The sequence below is a fragment of the Enterobacter sp. PL_is379 genome, assembly GCF_055817355.1.
On record NZ_JBVPGT010000033.1, the window covers coordinates 444,557 to 466,014 of the forward strand.

Below are 21,458 nucleotides of genomic sequence, written 5' to 3' on the forward strand. Positions count from 1 at the left end.
GCTAACACGTGTACGCTGAACAAGTCCGATCAGTTCGAACTAAACCAGCCCAGCCAGCGTAACGGCCATGGATAACGATGACGAGCATCCTGCTGTGTCGCCTGAGCAATGCGCTCCTGGATAGTCTGCATCAGAGTGGTTTGCCCTTCGCCGTCCCATACCAGGTTTGTCAGTAAGGGTAGTGCATCCTCAATCCCTTCGATGGCCCAGATAGCGAACTGCTCTTGTTCCACCGCATCCAGAATCTCCTGACTGAGGCTTAAATGGCGTGCGTTGGGAGCCGGGATAATCACACCCTGCTTGCCGTTTAAACCGCGCTGCTGACAGATAGAGAAGAAGCCTTCAATTTTCTCGTTGAGGCCTCCCACTGGCTGGGCGCGGCCGAACTGGTCCACCGAACCGGTGATCGCGATGTTCTGATTGATGGGCACTTCCGCCAGGGCGCTGATTAAGGCGCACAGCTCGGCCATAGAGGCGCTGTCGCCATCCACTTCGCTGTAGGACTGCTCAAACGTCAGCGAGGCGGAGAAGGGGATCTGTTGCTCAAGCTGCAGCTCTGACATCAAAAACGCCTGCATGATCATCATGCCTTTGGCGTGTATGTTGCCGCCCAGCTCGGCTTTCCGTTCAATATCGGTAAACTCGCCATCGCCAATGTGCACAACGCAGCTGATACGGGACGGCTCCCCGAATGCGCGCGGATGGCCTGGAAATTCAATCACCGACAGGGCGTTAATCTGCCCGACGCGTTCGCCTTCGGTTTCCACCAGAATTTGTTCGAGCAGAATTTCATCCTGCATGCGGTCAGCAAGATAGCCTTCTCGCCACTCACGCTGAGCCAGCATCTGAGTGAGCTGTTCGCCGGTGAACGCCCCGTCACCACTGATCACACCCACTTCACGCAGCTGTTTGCCGATCCAGAGCGGGCAAAGCGGCAGCGTTTCCTGGTCACCGGTGTAGCGTACCGCTTCGCGGATTAAGCCCGGCCATGCGTCAGCCGCAGGGGTTGGCAGCGCAGAACGTTCTGCTACAGCCATCACCCACTGGCACCACTGCGCCATATCGTCGGCATCAGCAATCTGGATGTTGTCTTCGTATTCGCTATACACGGCCTGCTCAGCCAGTTCCGGCTCCATTTCCTGGAAGTCCGCCAGCGATTCACGGTCGCCCGTCAGCACGACGGTCAGCGACAGCGGCATAGACGGAACAGAGACGGGCAGAGGACGAGACTCATCGTAGCCGACCCAGTCGAAACGCTGCTGGTGCACGATGGTTTTCAGACGCATCCACAGCAGCGGCTGCGAGAGCAGGGTGCGCAGTGAGATGATCAGAACACCGCCATTTGCGCGATGTACCAGCCCAGGCTGCAGCGAAAGCTCGCCGTTAAACTGGCGCAGACAACCAAAGAGTTGTTCAGCCTCAACCCAGTTAGCGGTAATCACCTCGCCCTTAGCGGCAAAATGGTCGTCGGCCTGTGCCGCCGGTTCGAAAGTGACATCATGTCCCGCGATACGATACTGGCCGCCAAAAACGGCGTTCGCTTCCGGCTTTAACTGACGCACGGCATCCCCGAACAACGTCAGGTATTCCGCTTCTTCCGGGGCTTTGAGCAGCATGAAAGGCGCAGTTGCCCATGGGCTTAAGACCTGCTCCAGCGCATAATGCAAACGGGGCTGCGTATCGCTAAGGATGAATTCGTGTTCTTTTGCGAGTTCGGGCTGTGCAAACAGTTCCTGATAACTTTCGGTATCCGGAACAAGGTCACGCCATGCAAGTTTCGTAATGGTCAAAGTTGATGTTTTTTAGTCAGATGTAAAAGCGTGGAGTATACCGTAAGCGGGGGGCTGTACCCAAGCAGGATTGGGGATTTCGACAGGGTGATTGGCTGCATTCACTCACAGGATATGATTTCTTTTCAGCAGATTGCTAAAAAACTGATATTCTGAACAGAGTTACGTGGTAACACTGAGATCGCAATGAAATATCAACAACTGGAAAATCTCGAAAGCGGCTGGAAATGGAAGTACCTGGTCAAAAAGCACCGTGAAGGGGAGCTGATCACCTGCTACATCGAAGCCAGCGCTGCACAAGAAGCCGTGGATATTTTGCTGACCCTCGAAAATGAACCGGTACAGGTTAACGGCTGGATTGAGAAACACATCAATCCTGCCTTGTTAAACCGGATGAAGCAAACTATCCGTGCGCGACGCAAACGGCATTTTAATGCTGAGCATCAGCACACTCGCAAAAAATCAATCGACCTGGAATTTGTTGTCTGGCAGCGCCTGGCCGGACTGGCACAACGACGGGGCAAAACGCTGTCGGAAACCATCGTGCAGCTGATTGAGGATGCAGAACATAAAGAGAAATACGCCAACCAGATGTCGACACTGAAGAACGACCTTCAGGCGTTGTTGGGTAAAAAGTAGATTTTTTACTTTTCTTCAGACAATAAAAAACCCCGCATGGCGGGGTTTTTTTATAAGACGATAACTTATGCCGCTGGCTGAGTTACAACGTCTTTGATGCCTTTAACTTCGATCTCTACGCGACGATCTGGAGCCAGGCAGTCGATCAGTGCAGCGCGAGCTTTCACGTTGTCACAGGTGTTGCCAGTAACTGGGTTAGATTCGCCCATACCACGTGGGGAGATCTTGTTAGCTGGGATACCTTTAGAGATCAGGTAATCAACAACAGACTGAGCACGTTTCTCAGACAGTTTCTGGTTGTAAGCGTCAGAACCGATACGGTCGGTGAAGCCCAGAACCACTACAGAACCGTCTTTAGGATCCAAGTTGCTCAGCTGAGAGTACAGCTGATCCAGTGCCTGCTGACCTTCTGGTTTCAGAGTTGCTTTGTTGAAGTTGAACAGAACGTCAGACTTCAGAGTGAAGTGCTTGGTCTGTACTTCTGGAGCTGGAGCCGGCGCTGGAGCAACAACTGGTGCTGCTTCTTCCTGCTGGCCGAAACGGTAGGAAACACCTACGCTCAGCATGCCGTTGTCTGGACGAACACCAACGGTGTTGCCGTCGCCGATGTTGTTAACCCACTGGTATTCCAGACGGGTAGCGATGTCACGGGTCATAGCCCACTCAACGCCACCAGCGAATACTGGGGAAACACCGGTGTCATGGTCGCTACCAACCTGGTTGTTGCTGGAGTCAGCGCGCCATACCATGCCGCCCAGACGGGTGTACACGTCCAGATCGTCAGTTACTGGGTAACCCAGTTTAGCGGTCAGCTGAACGCCCTGTGCTTTGAAAGCGCCGTTTACGGTGTCGCCTTTGTATGGCATACGACCTAACCAGTCGTAACCCATTTCAAAACCAACATACGGGTTAACCTGATAGCCACCGAACGCACCTGCACCAAGCTGGCTCTCGTGAGTCGGGCCATCGTTGTTCAGGTCTTTGTTGTACCAGCCGGTGTCGTGGAACTGAGACCAGCCCAGTTTACCACCTGCATACCAGGTATTATCTTTCGGAGCGGCCTGCGCTACGGTAGCGAAGCCAGCCAGTGCCACTGCAATCGCGATAGCTGTCTTTTTCATTTTTTGCGCCTCGTTATCATCCAAAATTCGCCATGAAAGTCTCAAGAGAGAATCACGGTTAAATCCTTCACCGGGGGGCGTGGTCAAATATAAATCTACCGATATCTTCGGCTTAGGCCGAGCACCCCTGGCGATGTAAAGTCTACAACGTAGCTGAAAACTTACAAGTGTGAAGTCTGTCAGGCATATGAAAAAAAAAGTTCCGTATACCGATTATTTAACATTTTTAGAACGAATTTTGTGCAATAAAATGAAGGAGAACCGCACCAGACAAGCCTTGCCGCAATTTTCAGACCGGGAACTTTAATGCCATCTTGTGGTCGAAAAAAATTCCAGGAAAAATCTTAATTTCACTCAATGATACAAATTTGAGTGAATTTTTAGCCCAGAAAGTTGTCCTCTGCGGTAAGAATCCGATCGAACCGGACGCATAATGAACCCGATCGCACTCCCTTCTTCAGCGGCTTCAGTCAGACGGAAATGTTCCTCTTCCGTCAATTCTTCGGGTAACCATCCAATTACCACGCTGTAATTTCCGGTGCGTAACGCGCGGATCATCGACTCAACGGTATCGCACGGTGAGAGCTGATTAATCTGCATGACCTTGGTCAGCGGAAGGCCAGCGGACTGAACCCACTCACGGCTCAGTTTTTGCTGAGGCGTGAGCCAAAGCTGCCAGCGCGATTGCTGACCAAGCTGTTGTAATAACGGCAACAACAGAAGTTGCGTCAACAGGGGCTGGTCTTCACGATAAACCACTTCACTGATAAGCCCTGTGGAAACACGCTCGACGGAATTCTGCGCGACATTGCCTGCGGCAGAAGAGAGAGAGATTGCGCGATTTGCATAGCCTGAAGTGTGCATATTCATTCCAGCCCTGTAGTTACTGTATGGATATACAGTAACCCCTGTATGCATAAAGATCAACCTCATTTTCGGAAAGCGACTCGCAAAATTCATTCAATCTTGATGCCCCTGGAAAAATCATCTTGCTCAACGGCGATAAGTTGCCTATTTTCCTGCTAACGGATCCGCTAGTAAGAAATTTCGTTGTTATTTTATGATTTTGAAGGGAAATATCATGAAAAAGATATCTTATGAACGGATTTATAAATCCCAGGAATACCTCTCCCCGTTGGGCGAGATTCATCATCGCGCGCTGTTTGGCGGCTACACCCTGGCGGTGGATGATGCGGTTTTTGCCATGGTGTCTGATGGCGAGCTTTATCTTCGGGCTTGTGAGGAGAGTGCGAAATACTGTGTAAAGAATGCCTCCTCATTTTTGACATTGATGAAGCGAGGCCGCCCGGTGCTGCTCAACTATTATCGTGTGGATGACGGATTATGGCAGGACAGGGAGCGGTTGCTTCAGCTCTCCTCGTTTGCGCTCAGTGCGGCAAGAAAAGAGCGCTATCAGCGCCATCAACGAAACCGACTCAAGGATCTGCCAAACCTGACCTTTCAGCTTGAAGTCTTGCTTTTTGAAGCCGGTATTACCAATGAAGAAACACTCCGGGCGCTGGGCGCCAGAGCCAGCTGGCTGAAGATGCGGGCGAAAAATAAAGCGCTCAGTATTAAAGTCCTCTTCGCGCTCGAAGGGGCTATTGAAGGGCTGCATGAGGCGGCACTCCCGGCAGGCATTCGCCGGGAGCTGACGGAGTGGTTTAATGCGCTGCCTGAGCCACAGGAGAATCACTCCTCCAGGTAGCGATTTGCTGTTGCAGCCGGCAAATTTCAGGCAGCAGAGCGATAAGCAGGCCTATCTGCTGAAGAACCAGCGGCGCTTTGCTGTCGTTTCCCGGGTCAAGATGCGCAATGCGTTGCGCCAGTTCATTCAGCGCCTGTTGCACGCGTGGCTCATCGGCTGGGCGGTGATGAAGCGCGTCATCGACATAACAGACGGCGTCATCGAGCAGGTTGAGAATACCCGGGTTGGTGAGCTTCTCACGGTGGGCACCCAGCGTCGAAATATAGCTGGTAAACGTATGGTTCAGGCAGAGCAGGCGGAACGCAGTCTCACGAATTTCCGCCGTGGCGCGAGGCTCCGTTGACATGTTAGAGACAACGGAGGCCAGTTCTGCATCACTGTTGTGCGCATCACGACGTGCTATCCGGTAAGCCAGGCGGTTATCGCGCCCCTGGTGGTACTGCTCCAGGATAGCGTCAAGGTATCGACAGTTGGCATTCATCGCCCTGTCGACCACGCGCGGTAAATTACGGAAACGCCAGTCCGGCCAGATAAAGCTGACCGCGGCCCAGGCGATCGCGCAGCCAATCAGGGTATCGATCACGCGGGGCAGGGCGACTTCAAACCCTTCACCCAGCAGGTTAAAGCAGAGCAGCACCAGCAGCGTGATGAACATGGTGGCGTGGGCATACTGCACGTTGCGAAACGCGAAGAACAGCACGCCGGTGATGACGATCAGAATCAATTGACCTTCGACGGAAGGCACGAAATAGAGCACCGGAAGGCCGATCGCGACGCCAACCAGCGTACCGATAATACGCAGCGCAAGTCGGTGTCGGGTGGCGTTATAGTTCGGCTGGCAGACAAACAGGCTGGTGAGCAGGATCCAGTAGCCGTGGTGCAGTCCGGTTATCTGAATAAAGGCATACCCCACGCACAGCACCAGCGACATTCTCACCGCGTGGCGAAAGAGAGCCGACTCCGGCGTAAAGTTGCGGCTCAGGCGTAGCCACATATCGCTAACGCTGTGCACGCTGTCATCAGCAAGCTGGTTTTCCACCTCACTGCCCGGCAGTGCCATCGCCTGTTCGGACTCAATGGTTGCCAGCTGTGCATCAATCGCCCGCAGGTTGTTCAGCAGAAAGCCCAGCGCTTTGATGTGTTCCGGTGACGTTCCGCTGGCCTGAACGCGGTCGAGCGCCGCATCAAGGTGGCTGAATACGCGTTCAAAGCGGGGATCATGCTGATAGGGCGTGCGCAGCAGAATGGAGCGCGAGAGCCGCTGACACGCCTGAGACTGCATGGAGAGCAGGCGCTGGAAGCGGAACATCACGTCGCTGTAGCGGAATCTCTCGCGCAGTGCGGCATACTGAACGTGCGATGAGCTGGCGCGTTCATGAATATCCTGGGCGGCAAAATAGTAGTGTAAGGTCCTTCGCGTTCCGCGCTGACCGCGATCGCCGCGCAGACGGGTCAGCAGAGAGGCTTTTGTCTGGTTAAGGGTGGCAACCAGCTGGCCGTTTGCCAGCGCCAGATCGTAGAGCGGCGCCTGGCTTTCTTCCTCGATATCCGGGTCGAACAGCCGGGATTTCAGTTCCAGATAGTGGGCTAACTGCTCAAAGCTGCGGGCAAGGTTATCCTGTAGAGGGCGAACCGGGAAGATCAGATGACCGGTTAGCGTCAGCAGGTTATACCAGATGGCACCCAGCAACAGCAGAACCGGCTGCTGGTACCACTGGTCGTACAGGGAAACGCCCAGCATAGTGTAGATGGCGATCAGCAATGCACCAAAAGCGATGGTGGCATAGCGCTGCCCAAGGCCACCGAGCAAAATAAACCCGCTGGTTGAGAGGGTAAGACCCAGGGCAAACAGCCAGGGCCACGGGAAAAGCAGCTCAACGGACGCTGACGCAATAAAAAAGCAGACAAGCGTAATGACCAGATTACGCAAACGCCCGGCCAGACGATCGTCCAGGTCCGCCAGCGCCCCGGCCACCACTCCTAGCGTGAGCGGAATAGTGAGTTTGACATCATTCAGCCACCAGGGCAGAGCAACCGTGCCGCAAAGCGCGATGAATATCCTGACGTTATAAAGCCAGGTGCTGTTCCAGGTATAACGGCGAAGCAGTGGGCTTAGCATAAACGCGGCCGGTCCTTATTTACTGAAAACGACGACGAGCGTTTGCTTCACGCGCCGCCTGGGCCACTTCTACCGGAACAACCCTGCGGCCGACGGGCCAAAGGGCGATGGCGGCGATCTTAAAGTTCGCGATCCCCACCGGAATGCCAATAATCGTGATGCACTGTGCAATACCGGCAAAAATATGCATGATGCACAGCCACCAGCCGAAGAAAATCAGCCACAGAATGTTCAGCAGGGTTCCGCCCGTATTCATCAGGGCGTTTTTGCTCTCCGGATTCAGCTCGTCAACGTGGATGGCTTCATTCCCGTAGGGGATTAAGGAGAGTTTTGTGATTTCCCAGCAGGAACGGGTCAGGGGAAGCGTGAAAATCAGGACGATGCTCACCAGCGTGGCAAAAAGCCAGGAAAGGGTGGTGGCAAAACCGCCCAGCACAAAATTCAACACATTCAGAACGGTACGCATAAACCCTCACTTCCTTTCGATAAAATTAACGCCCAATGATTGTAACGTTTTTTTAGGCTGGAGCACCTTAAAACTGGCAGTTAAACTGTCAGGTAAATTATCTCTTCGTGGATTTGGCGGAACATGGAACTGAAAGCAACGTCGTTAGGCAAACGCCTGGCGCAACACCCTTACGACAGGGTTGTTCTCCTTAATGCCGGGGTGAAAGTCTCCGGGGAACGCCACGAATACCTTATTCCGTTTAATCAGCTTCTGGCTATCCACTGCAAACGCGGGCTGGTGTGGGGCGAGCTGGAGTTCGTTCTCCCTGACGATAAAGTCGTGCGTCTTCACGGCACCGAGTGGGCGGAAACTCAGCGTTTCCACCATCACCTGAACGCGCTCTGGCAGCAGTGGAGCCAGGATATGAGCGTGATTGCCGCCCAGGTGCTCCAGCAGGTGCTGGACGATATCGCGCAAAGCAACGCGCAACACGCGTGGCTGACCCGTCAGCAGACCGCCGGGCTGCAGCAAAAGATCCGACAGGCACTCTCGGCGCTGCCGCTCTCCGTGACGCGTCTCGACGAGTTTGACAACTGTCGCGACGCCTGGCGCCAGTGTCAGGCCTGGCTGAATGATAAGGATAAAAGCCGTCTCGCCCATAATCACGCCTGGACGGACGCCATGCTCACCCAATATGCCGACTTTTTCAGTACGGTGGAATCGTCACCGCTCAATCCGGCCCAGGCGCGCGCGGTGGTCAACGGCGAGCAGTCGCTGCTGGTGCTGGCGGGGGCCGGTAGCGGTAAAACGTCGGTGCTGGTGGCGCGTGCCGGCTGGCTGCTGACGACCGGGGAAGCGGTAGCCGATCAAATTCTGCTTCTGGCTTTTGGCCGCAAGGCTGCCCAGGAGATGGACGAACGTATCCAGGAACGCCTGCACACCCGGGATATCACGGCCAGAACCTTTCATGCCCTTGCGCTGCATATTATTCAGCAGGGCAGTAAAAAAGTACCTTCCATCAGTAAGCTGGAAAACGACGCGCAGGCGCGTCAGGCGCTGTTCATCAAAACGTGGCGCCAGCAGTGCAGTGAGAAAAAGGCGCAGGCAAAAGGGTGGCGTCAGTGGCTGGAGGAGGAGCTCAGCTGGGACGTGCCAGAGGGTAGCTTCTGGCAGGATGATAAGCTGGCGCGTCGGCTGGGTTCGCGACTTGACCGCTGGGTCAGCCTGATGCGAATGCACGGTGGATCGCAGGCAGAGATGATTGAAAGCGTGCCGGAGGCGATCCGCGATCTGTTTTCGAAGCGGGTCAAGCTGATGGCTCCGCTACTGAAAGCCTGGAAAACCGCGCTGAAAGAGGAAAATGCCGTTGATTTCTCCGGCCTGATCCATCAGGCCATCATCATTCTTGAGAAGGGGCGTTTTGTCAGCCCGTGGAAGCATATTCTGGTGGATGAGTTCCAGGACATCTCTCCGCAGCGTGCAGCGTTGCTCTCAGCGCTGCGGGCGCAAAATAAGCATACCTCGCTGTTTGCGGTGGGGGACGACTGGCAGGCCATCTATCGCTTCAGCGGGGCGCAGCTCTCCCTGACAACCGCATTCCACCACTATTTTGGCGAAGGCGATCGCAGCGATCTGGACACGACCTACCGCTTCAATTCACGGATTGGTGAAATCGCCAACCGCTTTATCCAGCAGAACCCGCATCAGCTGGCAAAACCGCTCAATAGCCTGCGGGCAGGGGATAAAAAAGCCGTGACCCTGCTGGCGGACGATCAGCTGGAACCGCTGCTGGACAAGCTCAGCGGCTATGCGAAGCCCGATGAGCGTATCCTGGTGCTGGCGCGTTACCATCACCTCAAACCCGAGGCGCTGGAAAAGGCGGCCACCCGCTGGCCGAAGCTGCAGCTTGAATTTATGACGATTCACGCCAGCAAAGGGCAGCAGGCCGACTATGTGATTGTCATGGGGCTGAAAGAGGGCAGCGACGGTTTCCCGGCTCCGGCCCGCGAGTCGGTAATGGAACAGGCCTTGCTGCCGGTGCCGGAAGACTTCCCGGATGCCGAAGAGCGGCGTTTGCTGTATGTGGCTATCACCCGCGCGCGCCATCGCGTGTGGCTGCTGTTCAATAAAGAGGAGCCATCCGTGTTTGTCGATATCCTGAAGAGTATTGATGTGCCGGTAGCGCGTAAACCATAACGACGTCAGGGAAGGTTTTGTAGGCCGGGTAAGGCGTAGCCGCCACCCGGCAAAAAAGCTACTTCAATCTGTCGGAAAGATAACGCTGATAGTCCGGAATGAGGATATCAACCGGCGAATTAAACTGCGGCGATTCGATGATGAAATCCGCCGTCGACAGGTTTGTCGCCACCGGAATATTCCACACCGTCGCCAGACGCAGCAGGGCTTTGACATCCGGGTCGTGCGGAACCGCGTTCAGCGGGTCCCAGAAGAAGATCAGCACATCAATCTTCCCTTCGGAGATCTGCGCGCCGACCTGCTGATCGCCGCCCATCGGGCCGCTCAGCATGGCATTCACCTGCAGACCCGTTTCGCGCTGGATCAGGTTACCGGTAGTACCGGTCGCCGACAGATCGTGCTTTTCCAGCGAAGACTGATGGTGGCGAACCCAGTTAAGCAGCATTTGTTTACAGTGATCGTGCGCCACCAGCGCAATGTGTTTGCGTTCAGGTAGCGTGCGTGTTGTCAGTTCCATAATCATATCCATCAGGTTAACTGCCTACACGATGACGGGAACCGTCTGACGCTGCAAGAGAAAGGCGTAAAAAATGTGGCTTATGATGAAGGTTGTTGTTTTGCCCACTGTAAAAACCGGGCCCGCGTGTCGGGATCGGCCTGCTGGAACCAGAATTTTAGGCGCTGTTCCGTCAGGGTCTGGGACTGGGGAGGAATAACGTCCAGTTCCGAGACGCCGGATAGCAGCGTACTGTCGTCAGCCATCATGGTGGCAAACTGAGGAAGCGACGCGCGTTTACCCGCTTTGTTATAGGTCTGGGTCGCGGCCTCGTAATCCGGACCTTTTGGTGAGGTCGTCAGCGCCAGAATATCCAGCTTCACCGGAATCGGCATCGCATCTCCGTCCAGCAGTTCAATGCGGGGAGACGCGTCGAAGGCCGCCGATTCTTTCTCCGTTTCAAGACGAGGCAGGGTAATGTTGACCTGACTGATTTGCCGGGTATTAAAGCTGACGATCAGCGGCGGCGAGATGTACATCCTTTGCTCGTGATTCGCCAGACCGATCGATTTTTCCACCCGGAATACCAGCTGATGCGGCCCGTTATCCAGCTCGATGCTGTCCGCACCGCGCAATAACGAACTGGAAACCTTTTTTCCGTCCAGTACCAGGAGATCAATATCGGTAGAGAGCCGGAGCGTGGTCGCAAAAACGCAGACCGGCATCACTAACGCAATCAGAGCAGTGGCAATACCGGTTTTCATAGAAGGCTCCCGTCAGAAATCCTCTCGCCGCATTAATGTATCTAAATTTTTCGAGAATCATGTTTACTAACATATAGACATATTTCGCCGTTTTGCCCTCATGCGTCGGTATGGGATGGATGGTTGAGATGTGCGGTTTGGCGTACACTTTTAAAAAAGCCAGGAGAAAAACCATGAAAGAGAACGATATTGCCGAGATTCTGACATCCACGCGTACCATTGCGCTGGTGGGCGCGAGCGATAAACCCGATCGTCCAAGCTATCGGGTGATGAAATACCTTCTCGATCAGGGCTATCACGTCATCCCGGTCTCGCCAAAAGTGGCGGGGAAAACCTTACTGGGCCAGCAGGGCTATGCCACGCTCGCTGACGTGCCGGAAAAAATTGATATGGTCGACGTCTTCCGAAATTCCGAGGCGGCGTGGGAAGTGGCGCAGGACGCTATCGCCGTCGGGGCGAAAACGCTGTGGATGCAGCTGGGCGTGATTAACGAGCAGGCTGCGGTGCTGGCGCGGGATGCGGGGTTAAACGTCGTCATGGATCGCTGTCCGGCGATCGACATCCCCCGCCTGGGGCTGGCGAAGTAATAAAAAAAAGCCCGTTCATCGGGCTTTTTTTACACGCTTAGTTCCGCAGGCGCGGAGCCTGTAACTGTTTGCGGATAGTCTGAGCAAGTTCATCCATAGTGGGTTGCTCCGGATGCTCTTCCTGCAGCTCGCTGCTCAGCTGCGCTTCAGCAAGATAGGTGTGAACGGGTTGTCCATCATCACCTTCCATCACCACATGGTACCAGGGCGCGGCGCGAAGCTCTGCATTCACCGCCAGCTCGTCTGCTGACGGTTCATCAAGTGAATACTCCGGGTCGATATCCACGACCACACCCAAATACCCGAGCAAAGTGTGGCGGACCTGCTGGCCGATACCGAATTTGCTGGCAATCATAGTCACCTCCCGGGAAATACGACTTACACGTTATGTGCGGGCAATATTTCTCTTTTCAAGTTACATGACGCGACAGGCAAACCCTTTCAGATACAGTCCTTCCGGGTAGGTAGCAATCACGGGGTGATCGGCTGCCTGACGGAACTGCTCTATAAATTGTACATCACGGCCAGCATCTATTGCGGCATCGGCGATGATTTTCTGAAATAAATCTGTGGTCATCAGGCCTGAGCAAGAGAAGGTGAGCAGAACCCCGCCCGGGTTCAGCAGCTGGATAGCCAGCATGTTGATATCTTTATATCCACGGCACGCGCCCATCAGCTGGCTTTTGTTTTCCACAAACTTGGGTGGATCCATCACGATGACGTCGAACTTTTCGCCCTGATCGCGATATTTACGCAGCAGCTTGAACACGTCATCGCGTACAAACTCCGCTTTGCTCAGATCCAGCTTATTCAGCTCGACGTTCTGTTTTGCCACGTCGAGCGCTTCCTGTGAGGTGTCCACGCTCACCACCTGGGCACAGCCGCCCATCAGTGCCGAAACGGCAAAACCGCCGGTATAGGAGAAGCAGTTCAGCACGCGTTTGTCGGCAACGTACTGACGCGTAGCCAGACGGCTGTCGCGCTGGTCGAGGTAGTAACCGGTTTTGTGCCCGCCCTGAATATCCACCAGCAGCTTCATGCCGTGCTCTTCAATCGGCAGCAGGGCAGGCGGCAGTTCACCCGTGACCGGACCCTGCGTCAGCTCCATGCCCTCTTTTTTGCGCACCGCAACGTCGCTGCGGTCATAGATGGCGCACTGCGGGAACAGCGTTTGCAGCGCGCTAATCAGCGCGGCACGCTGGTATTCCGCTCCGGCGCTCAGGAGCTGCAGCACAAGGAAGTTACCGAAGCGATCGATGGTCACGCCCGGCAGGCCGTCGGACTCACCGGCAATCAGACGGTAGCTGTCCAGCCCGTCGCGTTTTGCCAGCCAGTCGCGCCACTGCTGCGCCTGCTGCAGACGATGCACAAAGAAGTCGATGTCGATGGTTTCATCTTTATCAAACGTCCAGACGCGCGCGCGGATCTGGGAGGCTGGCGAGTAAGCACCTCGCGCTAACCATTTCCCCTGATGGTCCACGATATCAATGGTTTCACCGAGGCTGGCTTTGCCTTCCATACGGGCAACCGCGCCGGAAAAGACCCAGGGATGACGGCGCAGTAATGATTTCTCGCGCCCTTTGGCTAACACTAAACGTACACTCATAATTTGCTGTTCTGTCGATTCCAAGGAAATGGCGCGTAGAGTAGCACATCAAAACGGATCAGAGCTTGTTGAAATCATTTTCTGTTGTTCCTGATCGCGTCGCACGTAAAATAATCAAAGCGATGGAGTAATTAAGCTCGTTACCGTTAAAAAGCCGGAGGGAATCAAAATGGATATTGCGTTACTAAATAAGGGAAGAAACAGGGCATGGTCTGAGACCATGGTTAATCTGGAGGCGCATAAGCTCGTTGATACAGCCAACCAGTTATCAGCCTTCTACCTTCAGGACGGGCTTTGTCGTATCAAGTTTGTAGAAGAAATAAAACAGGTCGTTGAAAAGGAGTTTGCAACAGCGCGTCGTGCCAGAACAGATGAAGAATGTATGGTTTGCATCAAGAATCTTCGAGCTGAAACGGAAAATCTTCGTGAGCAAGAGCATCTGCTAAGAACCCGCGCCGCGCAGCTTTATGCAAAAGTCGAGATTGTCAGGGAAAATAATAAAATTGTCGGATATGTCATTTCGGCAGTGAATGTTGTGCTATCAGGCGTCGTTTTGTTTGGTGGATTTGTGATGTTATCCACTATGGGGCCGATAGGCATGTTTGCAGGAGCTGTCCTTATTGCTGATGGAATTAACGGGTTGACCCGGGAAGTACTCAACTTTGATCTACCAGCAGGACAAAAACCTTCACAGGGAATGATTGCTGATACCGTTATGGAAACAGCTCAGTTTATGGGGTTCAGTCCCAACTCAGGATTGGCTTTTTATAACGGTGTTACTCTTGGTGCAAGTGTCTATAGTATCGCTGGACTAGCCCGAAAAACGGGAGCGTGGAGATTGTTTCGATGGCTTCCACACGATTACTATCGCAAAGTCAGTACGATGGGCGCGCCTAAACTCACGATGAAGATTGTCGGATATGGCGTTAAAGCCAAGGTCATTTTTGATCTGATAACAACAGATAACGGAATCCGTTAATCTCTGGTGCTTTTTCGGTAACGCCAGGATTTATACGACAGTACAGGAGGCTGTGCGAGAGTCATAATGCTTACCCCTATGATAATCGCCAGCCCCCACGCCAATGCTTTGAGAGGTGAACTGAAAACGACAAGTATAATCAGGATCGTGAAGCATACACTGGCTACCCAAAGTAAGGTATTAAATCGACGGGCGAGATCGTAAATCGCCTCTTCAAGCGTTCCACCGTATCTCTCAACGTTATTTTTTATCTTCTGCAAGTCAGACAGTGTGAAACCAGAACGCAACAGAGCTTCATCAGTGACATTCATATCGTTTTCCTTTCACGCAAAAAATCCCATTTACTGTTTGTACACGTACATACTCACGGTGCGTAGAGTAGCACATTCAGCAAGGTGCAATCATCTGTGGATGCCGTTGAGCGTTTCGGCACAAAATCGAATCGCTTAGGCACATTACGGCATTGCAGCAGGCTTTACAGTAGGGCCTCCAGTTCAGCAGAGGAAGCACCCATGAAAAAGCGCAGTGTCATCACAATAGCCGCTCTGACGGCAATGAGTTTTCAGGTTTTCGCAGCAACGTCTTTCAGCATGACCAGCCGGGATATTTCCGGCGATCGGCGGCTGGCGCAGCAGCAGGTATTTGAGGGATTTGGCTGCCATGGTGGGAATACCTCTCCCCAGCTGGCATGGAAAAATCCGCCCGCCGGTACAAAAAGTTTTGCCGTTACGGTCTATGACCCTGATGCGCCCACCGGCAGTGGCTGGTGGCACTGGACCGTAGCCAATATACCGGCGAATACAATGACGCTGCCCGCTGATGCCGGTAACCCGAACGGCGAGAAATTACCTGCCGGCGTGGTGCAGGGGCGCAATGATTTCGGCTATTCTGGATTCGGCGGCGCATGTCCACCTGCCGGGGACAAGCCTCACCGCTATCAGGTTACCGTCTGGGCGCTGGACGTAGATACACTGCCCGTCGACAAAAATGCCAGCGGCGCGCTGGTCGGTTTTATGATTAATAGTCACACTCTGGCAAAGGCTCAGTTAACAGCAACCTACAGCAGATAAGGATGACAGGGTGCAGGAGTTCCATTTTCGACATAAACATCTTACTGCGGATGAAGTGACTGCCAGCAAAATGCATCGCCTGCACCAGGTTAAACTCTTCTTTCCGGCTATTTGTCACATCACTCACGGCAGTAAGGTGATTGTTCAGGACGATAACCGCCTGGAGGCGACACGGGATCAACTCATCATTATCCCTGCCAATACGGTGATGGAGATTATCAATCAGCCCGCGAACGGCATGTTTCGATCGGACTTGCTCATGTTATCTCCGGAGATCGTTGCCGAGTTTAAAGCGCATTACCTGAAATCCTGGCCGCGCACGACGTTGCATTCGCTCTGCGCGCCGCTGAGCGAGGGGCTGGCGTTTATGTGGGATAATCTGCTGCACGCCGTGCGTCAGGATTTACCGGAGGCGCTACAAAAGCATCAGGCTTTCGGTCTGTTGCTGGCCTTGCTGCATGACGGTGTGGCAGGTCCGCTGCTTATTGAGCGACACAGTAACCTGACCGAGCAGGTGCGGCAGTTCATTATGCTGTCGCCCGCCAGAGCCTGGAGCGCGCAGGACGTCGCCAGCCGTCTGGCCTTAAGCGTACCGACGCTGCGCAGGCGGTTACGCGAGGAGTCACAGAGTTTTCGCCAGATTGTGGAGGAGGTGAGGATGGCCGTTGCTTTATCACAGCTACAGTCAACCCGATTACCGATCGGCGAAATCGCATTACAATGTGGGTATCTTTCCAGCTCTCGTTTCACCGCCCGTTTCCGGCAGCACTACGGCTGTTTGCCGAAAACGCTACGTTAAGGAGAAAAAGAATGTCTAAAGTCTGCACCATTGCCTGGGTTCACGGCGTTGTTCAGGGCGTGGGGTTCCGCTACAGCACCCAGCGCGAGGCCGTTCAGCTTGGGCTAACGGGATACGCGCGAAACATGGACGACGGCAGCGTTGAGGTGGTCGCCTGCGGCGAAGCGGAGCAGGTCGACAAGCTGGTGGCGTGGCTGAAAGCGGGTGGGCCGCGTAGCGCACGGGTTGATAAGGTCTTAACAGAACCGCATCAGCCCGGGCGGGAATATATGAACTTCGGTATTCGCTACTAAATGCACTTCACCGGTTTTGGCAGGCCGGCAATTTTGGTGGCCTGTTTTGCCGGGCCTTTCGGGAACAGACGATACAGATAGCGGCTGTTGCCTTTCTCTTCACCGAACTTATTGGCCATCGCCTTGACCAGCATGCGGATGGCCGGAGAGGTGTTGAATTCAAGGTAAAACTCGCGGACAAAACGCACCACCTCCCAGTGTTCGGGGGAGAGGGTAATCCCTTCGTTTTCCGCAATTTTCTCCGCCAGCGGTTCGCTCCAGAGCGTCGTATCTTTCAGATAGCCTTCGCTATCGGTCTCAATTTCCTGGCCTGCAAAAATGAACATAATCTTCTGTCGTAGGTAAAAAATCAGCGACAGTGTAGCAAAAAAGCGGGCTCAGGATAAACCGTGACCTACAGGAGCAGCTGAAGCAGGTTGTTGGCATTGAGCTTCTTCAGCGCGTTGCATTTATGGCTTGAAACCTGTTTCTCCGACATGTGCGTCACGATGGCAATGTGGCGGACCGGCAACCCGGCCAGCATCAGATCGAGCACGTTGAATTCAGGAACGGTCAGGCAACAGTCAAGGCTTCGAACGCGACGCGGCTCTTTTGCCAGCAAATATGCCGCATCGGCAACGGCGATCCTGTCGTCGATGATATAAAGCGTTAGCGTACCGAAACGCTTGCGTAAATGCGTCGCCAGCGCCCATCCCTTTTCGTTGCAGACCAGATAAAGACTGCCTTTCCAGCGGGCGGCTTCAAGCCTGAGCAAAATGTTGATCAGCGCCTGATGCGTCGCCGCCACGGAAAAACGGCAGCGGACGACCACAACGCGGCGGGTAAGCAGCGTTGGCTGCCATTGTACGGTATCGCTTATGACCTCTGGCTGGACGCCCCGACGCAGCAGCGCATAGCGCAACCCTTCGGCGTAAAATCGATTATTGTCGAGAATGGCGTAACTCACGGTGACCTCGTTATAACGTGCTGGGCGTATAGATAACGCGCAGCGTGCCGGTATAGTCGCCTGCGTTTTTGCTGCTGGCAGCAAACGCAGGCGTTTTCAGGATAATCGGCGCAGGAATGCACAGTACGCTCTCGCGTCCGCCCGGCAGCACGACCTGACGCAGATGCTGCGGATCGTTTGTGCCTTGCCAGACCAGGGTTTTACCGTTCGCGACCGTTTCGGTTGCGCCTGTGATTGGATTGGTGACGGAGACCCGATAATCGAGACGGTCCCGCGCATCGGTCTGGCTACCGCCGCGCCGCCGGATAGAAAACGCCCCTTCGGCACGCCCATCTGAGGGAAGCCCGTCGTCCTCAAAGCGAAGATAGGCGCGGGTGCTGGTACTGTTTTTGCCGTCGTACAGGCACATATCCAGCGTGTTTTCCCCCTGGATCTCGCTGCCCCCGGGGCGCCCCGGGAAGTTGGTCAGGTTGAGGTTAACGATGGGCGTGGAGTGCGGAAAGGCCGGCAGATAAATCTGCTGGTTTCCCGGGTCGACCACCTCAATGCGAATATTGGCCTGCCATTTGGCGAGGGTGAGATAGCCCGGACAGCCGACATTCACGTCATTGAAGTTCCCGCCGCAGTCGGCGCTTCCCCACTGGCGCAGGTTCTGCTTCAGCGTGGCGGTCCAGATCCCCGGCAGGGCGAGCTTATCCAGTTCGCTTTTTACGATGTAGAAATCGAAGTAAGGCTCTCTGTTCCACGCTGGGAGGTCGACAGTTCCTCCAGTCACGAAGCTGGCGAAAGTAAACACTCTGTTATTGATAAACATGTAATGATCGCCATACACCTTGATATCCACCGTCTTGCTGGTGAGGGCATGCGTAAAACGCAAGTTGATGGCATAAGGCGCGGCCGGGTTCGCCGAGAACCAGACCGGGGCGTTCATGCAGGCGCCGTTCGTGGTGTCAGTCCGGGACTCACAGGTCAGGGTATTACGCCCCCACTTTTGCGGATCGGCGGGGTCATAACCGCCCGATTCATGAAACCAGATGTCAAAGCGCGCAGGCGGTGCCATACGATCGAAGCTGATCCCAACGCTGGAGTTACGTCCCGCGGGGGCGCCCGCCAGCGTCTGGCCGGCCCACAGGCTTAACAGCAGTAAAATAAAGAGGCGTTTAATCACATCATTTCCCTTTAGTGAGGCTATCGGTATTCATGGCAGTCGGGCCAGCAGGGACCGACCGTCCGGCCAGCATCAGCTGCGCCTGCTGCTGGACTGCATCCGGCAGGGCGGAGAAGGTTAATTCCTTACAGGGAATCGAACCGACGTAACGCACAACGTCGCGCATGCTCTTCACGTTCAGCGCGCACTGATAAAATTGCTGCTGACGCACCAGGTAGAGGTTATGCAGCAGGGCGTCGCTTTGCGCGCTAAACCCGCCATTGCCAAGGTCGCTCCAGCCGTTCACGTTCAGCGGCACGCCGCCGATAAACGGCGAATGGCGCTCGTCGGTTAACTGGCCAAGCCAGGTGTAGCTTGCGGTAGTTTGCACGTCCCGGCGCAGCAGTTTGCCTGGCACCATAAACAGCGTTCTGCTGCCTGACCCTTGCGTGATTTCACTGCTGGCTCCCCGGGAGACGTCCAGCGATTCGTTAATCGTCAACGTCGTCTGCTGATAGCCCGGTACCGCGAAGAGGGCGCGGCTATTGCCCGGAATGTCTGCGCTACCGCTATTATCCAGCGACACGGCGACGCGCGGATCCTGAGCATCTTCCGGCGTGGCCACGTTCACCGCGACGGCGGAAGCAGGGCGACCGTCGCTCCAGCGGCCCAGCCACAGGCCAGAACGGGACAGCGCGAGCGTTGAGCTGTAGTTACCGCTGCTGCTCAGCGTATGGCGGCGGTCCTGACGATCCCAGGCGTCGCTGACCGTCAGGCTTCCGTTGCCATATCGTCCGCCCTGGCGCGTATAGGCTGAGGTATTCAGCGAGTCGCTGTTAATGCCCGACGCGCTGAGGCCATACTCATTTTCACCGCGGGCATCGGCATACCAGTTATGCGCCACGCTGTAGCTCAGCTGGTTTTTTTCACGCTGCTGGTGCTGCCACGTTGCGCCCAGAGAGGTGTAGCTTGACGCATCACCCTGACGGTTATGCGCCATGGACAGGCTCACGCTCAGGTAGCCGCCTTTATCCCTGCCGTCGCGGGCGTCATCGTTACGCATAAACAGGTTAATGCTGCTGTTAATGTTCAGCCCATGGGTACTGAAGGCGTTGCTCAGGCCTCCCTGCCAGGCCCGCGTGCGCGTGCGGGTCATATAGACCGATTCCCACGGCAGACCCGCATCGTGGCGATCGTCGCTGTCCGGGAGCTCACGGCGTGAAACGTACCGGCCTTCGTTGCGGTTATCCGAATATCCCAGGCTCGCATACCAGGCGCCGACCGGGACGGAGAACATCACCGAGAGGGTGCGATAACAGCCGTTCACGGCGTCAAATCCCGCGCTTTGGGTGGTGCAGTTTTCAGCGGACAACGCGTTGCGATAGATGCTCAAAGAAAAACCGTCGTTGTAGCTGATTTGCTGAATATTGCCGCGCTGACCTTCGCTGCCGTAGAGGTAGCTAAACCGGGTACTCAGCACGCCATCGATCGGGCCCGCGTTGAAGCCCCGGCTCCAGTCGATCGCATTTTCCAGGAAACGCTGGTTTTTCTTGAACGTTGCGCCGCTGGTCAGCGCCAGCGTCGGGGTCACGGGCAGACGAACGCCCGCCTGCGCAACCGCGCTACGTTCTTCGTTTTGATCGCTATTATCGGTTTCGCCCGCCTGCAGGAACCACTCGACGCGGTCGAATGGCGTAATGCCGGTTCGGGTAAACGGCACCTGCTCGGTGCGCGTCAGCCGGTTATTTTCATAGATGGAGAGCGTCACGGTGTAGCTCCCGTCCGGGAACGAACGCGTGTCCAGGGTTTGCGCCCCGGCATTCAGATAAAAGCTCGCCAGCAGCTGATTGCCCCGGCGGGCGTCGATACGCGCGTCATGGGAAAGCAGCACGGTCACTGGGGTTCCCTTCGACTGCTGAACCGGGTTCATCCATGCCCTTGTTGAACCCGTGCGCAGGCCGCGAATTTTGCCCAGCGGCAGCTGGCTGAGGTTGATATTCCCACCGGCGTTGCTGAACAGATCGCGGGTATCCATCTCGCCCAGCTGAACATAGTACTGACGCAGGATATCCTGGCGAAACCAGGCGTTGTTGACGGTGACCTCCTGCAGCTGCTTCTGCCGTGAACGCTGCCCCAGCCAGGTCCAGTCGAGATTCGCATAGCCGTCCTGCGTGAGCGCCAGCGCGCCGTTGCCCTGCACGGTTGCCGACTGATAATCCCTGTCGGCAACGAAGTTAATGTTTTGCTGATGGATCAGCGCATTTTCGGTGCCCTGAGTAGGCTGATACCATTGATTCTCTGCCGTCTGCTTAGGCAGAAATTTCTTGTCCAGGAACAGGTTAATGCGGGCGTTATTCTCGTCATAAATAATGGCCGCGCGGTCGGTATCGATGTAATCACAGCCCGTTGCGGAGCCGTTGCTGTTACAGGCCAGGTTGCCGTTACGGGCAAGCGGAACAGCCAGCGCGGCAGACACGGTGGCAACAAGCGATGGGTCGTCATTAAACCGGCGTTTGATGGCCGCTACCACGGTTTCAGGTGCGACAAAGCTGACCGTTTCAAGCGTGATATCCGTTTCAAAAAGGCCAAGCGCCTCGCCATAGAGGTTCACCTCTGTCCACAGGCGCTGCGTCTTCGCCAGATCTTCAAAACCTGGCGGGACGGCCATCCCGGCGCAGGCGAGTTGGATGGAAGCGGGTAACAAAGCAACAAAGAGGAGGGTATTTCTGTGAAACGCCATGAACGAGCCT

The 21,458-nt window shown here is 55.1% G+C and carries 22 protein-coding genes; 8 read left to right on the forward strand and 14 right to left on the reverse strand.

Going from position 1 to position 21,458, the window contains the following annotated elements; all coding sequences use genetic code 11:
• Positions 1–29: 29 nt before the first annotated feature.
• Positions 30–1,790 carry an AAA family ATPase gene (locus tag AC0TOY_RS23385; RefSeq protein ID WP_473722650.1) on the reverse strand — a complete coding sequence of 587 codons (1,761 nt, stop codon included), beginning with the start codon at positions 1,788–1,790 and terminating at the stop codon, positions 30–32.
• A 186-nt stretch (positions 1,791–1,976) separates the two neighbouring features.
• Here AC0TOY_RS23385 and matP point away from each other — a divergent pair, with 186 nt between their 5' ends.
• Positions 1,977–2,429 carry a macrodomain Ter protein MatP gene (matP, locus tag AC0TOY_RS23390; protein WP_008499929.1) on the forward strand — a complete coding sequence of 151 codons (453 nt, stop codon included), beginning with the start codon at positions 1,977–1,979 and terminating at the stop codon, positions 2,427–2,429.
• 65 nt (positions 2,430–2,494) lie between these two features.
• Here the strand turns inward: matP and ompA are convergent, their stop codons facing one another.
• The gene (gene ompA / locus AC0TOY_RS23395; protein ID WP_024907765.1) at positions 2,495–3,550 is read right to left on the reverse strand and encodes a porin OmpA; all 1,056 of its coding nucleotides are present in this window, start codon (positions 3,548–3,550) and stop codon (positions 2,495–2,497) included.
• 354 nt (positions 3,551–3,904) lie between these two features.
• Positions 3,905–4,414 carry an SOS-induced cell division inhibitor SulA gene (gene sulA / locus AC0TOY_RS23400; RefSeq protein WP_024907764.1) on the reverse strand — a complete coding sequence of 170 codons (510 nt, stop codon included), beginning with the start codon at positions 4,412–4,414 and terminating at the stop codon, positions 3,905–3,907.
• Positions 4,415–4,631: 217 nt separating this feature from the next.
• Here sulA and AC0TOY_RS23405 point away from each other — a divergent pair, with 217 nt between their 5' ends.
• Positions 4,632–5,258, forward strand: coding sequence for a TfoX/Sxy family DNA transformation protein (locus tag AC0TOY_RS23405; protein ID WP_023311030.1), 627 nt, complete (start codon positions 4,632–4,634; stop codon positions 5,256–5,258).
• Here AC0TOY_RS23405 and yccS read toward each other — a convergent pair.
• Positions 5,215–7,377, reverse strand: coding sequence for a YccS family putative transporter (yccS, locus tag AC0TOY_RS23410; RefSeq protein ID WP_048991028.1), 2,163 nt, complete (start codon positions 7,375–7,377; stop codon positions 5,215–5,217). The genes AC0TOY_RS23405 and yccS overlap by 44 nt on opposite strands.
• Positions 7,378–7,396: 19 nt before the next feature.
• Positions 7,397–7,843, reverse strand: coding sequence for a YccF domain-containing protein (locus AC0TOY_RS23415; RefSeq protein WP_023311032.1), 447 nt, complete (start codon positions 7,841–7,843; stop codon positions 7,397–7,399).
• 123 nt (positions 7,844–7,966) lie between these two features.
• Here AC0TOY_RS23415 and helD point away from each other — a divergent pair, with 123 nt between their 5' ends.
• Positions 7,967–10,021: a DNA helicase IV gene (gene helD / locus AC0TOY_RS23420; protein ID WP_473722651.1), complete on the forward strand. Its 2,055-nt coding sequence runs from the start codon at positions 7,967–7,969 to the stop codon at positions 10,019–10,021.
• A gap of 58 nt (positions 10,022–10,079) precedes the next feature.
• On the opposite strand, the gene mgsA is transcribed toward helD, so the two are convergent.
• Together mgsA and csgI are read right to left on the reverse strand one after the other, a co-directional pair.
• Complete coding sequence (gene mgsA / locus AC0TOY_RS23425) at positions 10,080–10,538, reverse strand: methylglyoxal synthase (RefSeq protein ID WP_473722652.1); 459 nt, start codon at positions 10,536–10,538, stop codon at positions 10,080–10,082.
• Between the two features lie 80 nt (positions 10,539–10,618).
• Positions 10,619–11,281: a curli synthesis inhibitor gene (gene csgI, locus AC0TOY_RS23430; RefSeq protein ID WP_032638793.1), complete on the reverse strand. Its 663-nt coding sequence runs from the start codon at positions 11,279–11,281 to the stop codon at positions 10,619–10,621.
• 173 nt (positions 11,282–11,454) lie between these two features.
• On the opposite strand from csgI, the gene AC0TOY_RS23435 reads away from it, so the two are divergent.
• Positions 11,455–11,868: a CoA-binding protein gene (locus tag AC0TOY_RS23435; RefSeq protein WP_008499920.1), complete on the forward strand. Its 414-nt coding sequence runs from the start codon at positions 11,455–11,457 to the stop codon at positions 11,866–11,868.
• A 37-nt stretch (positions 11,869–11,905) separates the two neighbouring features.
• On the opposite strand, the gene hspQ is transcribed toward AC0TOY_RS23435, so the two are convergent.
• Together hspQ and rlmI are read right to left on the reverse strand one after the other, a co-directional pair.
• On the reverse strand, positions 11,906–12,223 hold the full coding sequence (gene hspQ / locus AC0TOY_RS23440) for a heat shock protein HspQ (protein WP_008499919.1): 318 nt from the start codon (positions 12,221–12,223) through the stop codon (positions 11,906–11,908).
• Positions 12,224–12,283: 60 nt separating this feature from the next.
• On the reverse strand, positions 12,284–13,474 hold the full coding sequence (gene rlmI, locus AC0TOY_RS23445; protein WP_473722653.1) for a 23S rRNA (cytosine(1962)-C(5))-methyltransferase RlmI: 1,191 nt from the start codon (positions 13,472–13,474) through the stop codon (positions 12,284–12,286).
• 169 nt (positions 13,475–13,643) lie between these two features.
• On the opposite strand from rlmI, the gene AC0TOY_RS23450 reads away from it, so the two are divergent.
• Entirely contained in the window at positions 13,644–14,453 is an 810-nt protein-coding gene (locus AC0TOY_RS23450; protein ID WP_473722654.1) for a DUF4225 domain-containing protein, read from the forward strand.
• Here AC0TOY_RS23450 and AC0TOY_RS23455 read toward each other — a convergent pair.
• On the reverse strand, positions 14,450–14,764 hold the full coding sequence (locus AC0TOY_RS23455; protein WP_047071946.1) for a hypothetical protein: 315 nt from the start codon (positions 14,762–14,764) through the stop codon (positions 14,450–14,452). The genes AC0TOY_RS23450 and AC0TOY_RS23455 overlap by 4 nt on opposite strands.
• A gap of 201 nt (positions 14,765–14,965) precedes the next feature.
• On the opposite strand from AC0TOY_RS23455, the gene AC0TOY_RS23460 reads away from it, so the two are divergent.
• Genes AC0TOY_RS23460 through yccX form a run of 3 tightly spaced genes read left to right on the forward strand, consistent with a single transcriptional unit; the run spans position 14,966 to position 16,615 of the window.
• On the forward strand, positions 14,966–15,523 hold the full coding sequence (locus tag AC0TOY_RS23460; protein ID WP_061715622.1) for a kinase inhibitor: 558 nt from the start codon (positions 14,966–14,968) through the stop codon (positions 15,521–15,523).
• A gap of 10 nt (positions 15,524–15,533) precedes the next feature.
• Positions 15,534–16,322, forward strand: a complete 789-nt coding sequence (locus AC0TOY_RS23465) for a helix-turn-helix domain-containing protein (RefSeq protein ID WP_473722655.1) — start codon at positions 15,534–15,536, stop codon at positions 16,320–16,322.
• An 11-nt stretch (positions 16,323–16,333) separates the two neighbouring features.
• Positions 16,334–16,615 carry an acylphosphatase gene (gene yccX / locus AC0TOY_RS23470; protein WP_024907755.1) on the forward strand — a complete coding sequence of 94 codons (282 nt, stop codon included), beginning with the start codon at positions 16,334–16,336 and terminating at the stop codon, positions 16,613–16,615.
• Here the strand turns inward: yccX and tusE are convergent.
• From tusE to AC0TOY_RS23490, 4 genes are all read right to left on the reverse strand, one after another.
• A complete protein-coding gene (gene tusE / locus AC0TOY_RS23475; protein WP_008499913.1) occupies positions 16,612–16,941 on the reverse strand; it encodes a sulfurtransferase TusE in 330 nt (109 codons plus the stop codon). The genes yccX and tusE overlap by 4 nt on opposite strands.
• Positions 16,942–17,009: 68 nt before the next feature.
• Complete coding sequence (locus tag AC0TOY_RS23480; protein WP_473722656.1) at positions 17,010–17,561, reverse strand: LuxR C-terminal-related transcriptional regulator; 552 nt, start codon at positions 17,559–17,561, stop codon at positions 17,010–17,012.
• A 10-nt stretch (positions 17,562–17,571) separates the two neighbouring features.
• Positions 17,572–18,729, reverse strand: coding sequence for a CfaE/CblD family pilus tip adhesin (locus tag AC0TOY_RS23485; RefSeq protein ID WP_420278008.1), 1,158 nt, complete (start codon positions 18,727–18,729; stop codon positions 17,572–17,574).
• A 1-nt stretch (position 18,730) separates the two neighbouring features.
• Positions 18,731–21,448, reverse strand: a complete 2,718-nt coding sequence (locus AC0TOY_RS23490) for a TcfC E-set like domain-containing protein (protein WP_473722657.1) — start codon at positions 21,446–21,448, stop codon at positions 18,731–18,733.
• Between the last annotated feature and the right edge of the window lie 10 nt (positions 21,449–21,458).

What these genes read in the sequence shown, in the direction of transcription:
- matP (WP_008499929.1), top strand. Translation starts at nt 1,977, where the DNA reads ATGAAATATCAACAACTGGAAAATCTCGAAAGCGGCTGGAAATGGAAG.
- ompA (WP_024907765.1), bottom strand. Translation starts at nt 3,550, where the DNA reads ATGAAAAAGACAGCTATCGCGATTGCAGTGGCACTGGCTGGCTTCGCT.
- sulA (WP_024907764.1), bottom strand. Translation starts at nt 4,414, where the DNA reads ATGCACACTTCAGGCTATGCAAATCGCGCAATCTCTCTCTCTTCTGCC.
- AC0TOY_RS23405 (WP_023311030.1), top strand. Translation starts at nt 4,632, where the DNA reads ATGAAAAAGATATCTTATGAACGGATTTATAAATCCCAGGAATACCTC.
- yccS (WP_048991028.1), bottom strand. Translation starts at nt 7,377, where the DNA reads ATGCTAAGCCCACTGCTTCGCCGTTATACCTGGAACAGCACCTGGCTT.
- AC0TOY_RS23415 (WP_023311032.1), bottom strand. Translation starts at nt 7,843, where the DNA reads ATGCGTACCGTTCTGAATGTGTTGAATTTTGTGCTGGGCGGTTTTGCC.
- helD (WP_473722651.1), top strand. Translation starts at nt 7,967, where the DNA reads ATGGAACTGAAAGCAACGTCGTTAGGCAAACGCCTGGCGCAACACCCT.
- mgsA (WP_473722652.1), bottom strand. Translation starts at nt 10,538, where the DNA reads ATGGAACTGACAACACGCACGCTACCTGAACGCAAACACATTGCGCTG.
- csgI (WP_032638793.1), bottom strand. Translation starts at nt 11,281, where the DNA reads ATGAAAACCGGTATTGCCACTGCTCTGATTGCGTTAGTGATGCCGGTC.
- AC0TOY_RS23435 (WP_008499920.1), top strand. Translation starts at nt 11,455, where the DNA reads ATGAAAGAGAACGATATTGCCGAGATTCTGACATCCACGCGTACCATT.
- hspQ (WP_008499919.1), bottom strand. Translation starts at nt 12,223, where the DNA reads ATGATTGCCAGCAAATTCGGTATCGGCCAGCAGGTCCGCCACACTTTG.
- rlmI (WP_473722653.1), bottom strand. Translation starts at nt 13,474, where the DNA reads ATGAGTGTACGTTTAGTGTTAGCCAAAGGGCGCGAGAAATCATTACTG.
- AC0TOY_RS23450 (WP_473722654.1), top strand. Translation starts at nt 13,644, where the DNA reads ATGGATATTGCGTTACTAAATAAGGGAAGAAACAGGGCATGGTCTGAG.
- AC0TOY_RS23455 (WP_047071946.1), bottom strand. Translation starts at nt 14,764, where the DNA reads ATGAATGTCACTGATGAAGCTCTGTTGCGTTCTGGTTTCACACTGTCT.
- AC0TOY_RS23460 (WP_061715622.1), top strand. Translation starts at nt 14,966, where the DNA reads ATGAAAAAGCGCAGTGTCATCACAATAGCCGCTCTGACGGCAATGAGT.
- yccX (WP_024907755.1), top strand. Translation starts at nt 16,334, where the DNA reads ATGTCTAAAGTCTGCACCATTGCCTGGGTTCACGGCGTTGTTCAGGGC.
- tusE (WP_008499913.1), bottom strand. Translation starts at nt 16,941, where the DNA reads ATGTTCATTTTTGCAGGCCAGGAAATTGAGACCGATAGCGAAGGCTAT.
- AC0TOY_RS23490 (WP_473722657.1), bottom strand. Translation starts at nt 21,448, where the DNA reads ATGGCGTTTCACAGAAATACCCTCCTCTTTGTTGCTTTGTTACCCGCT.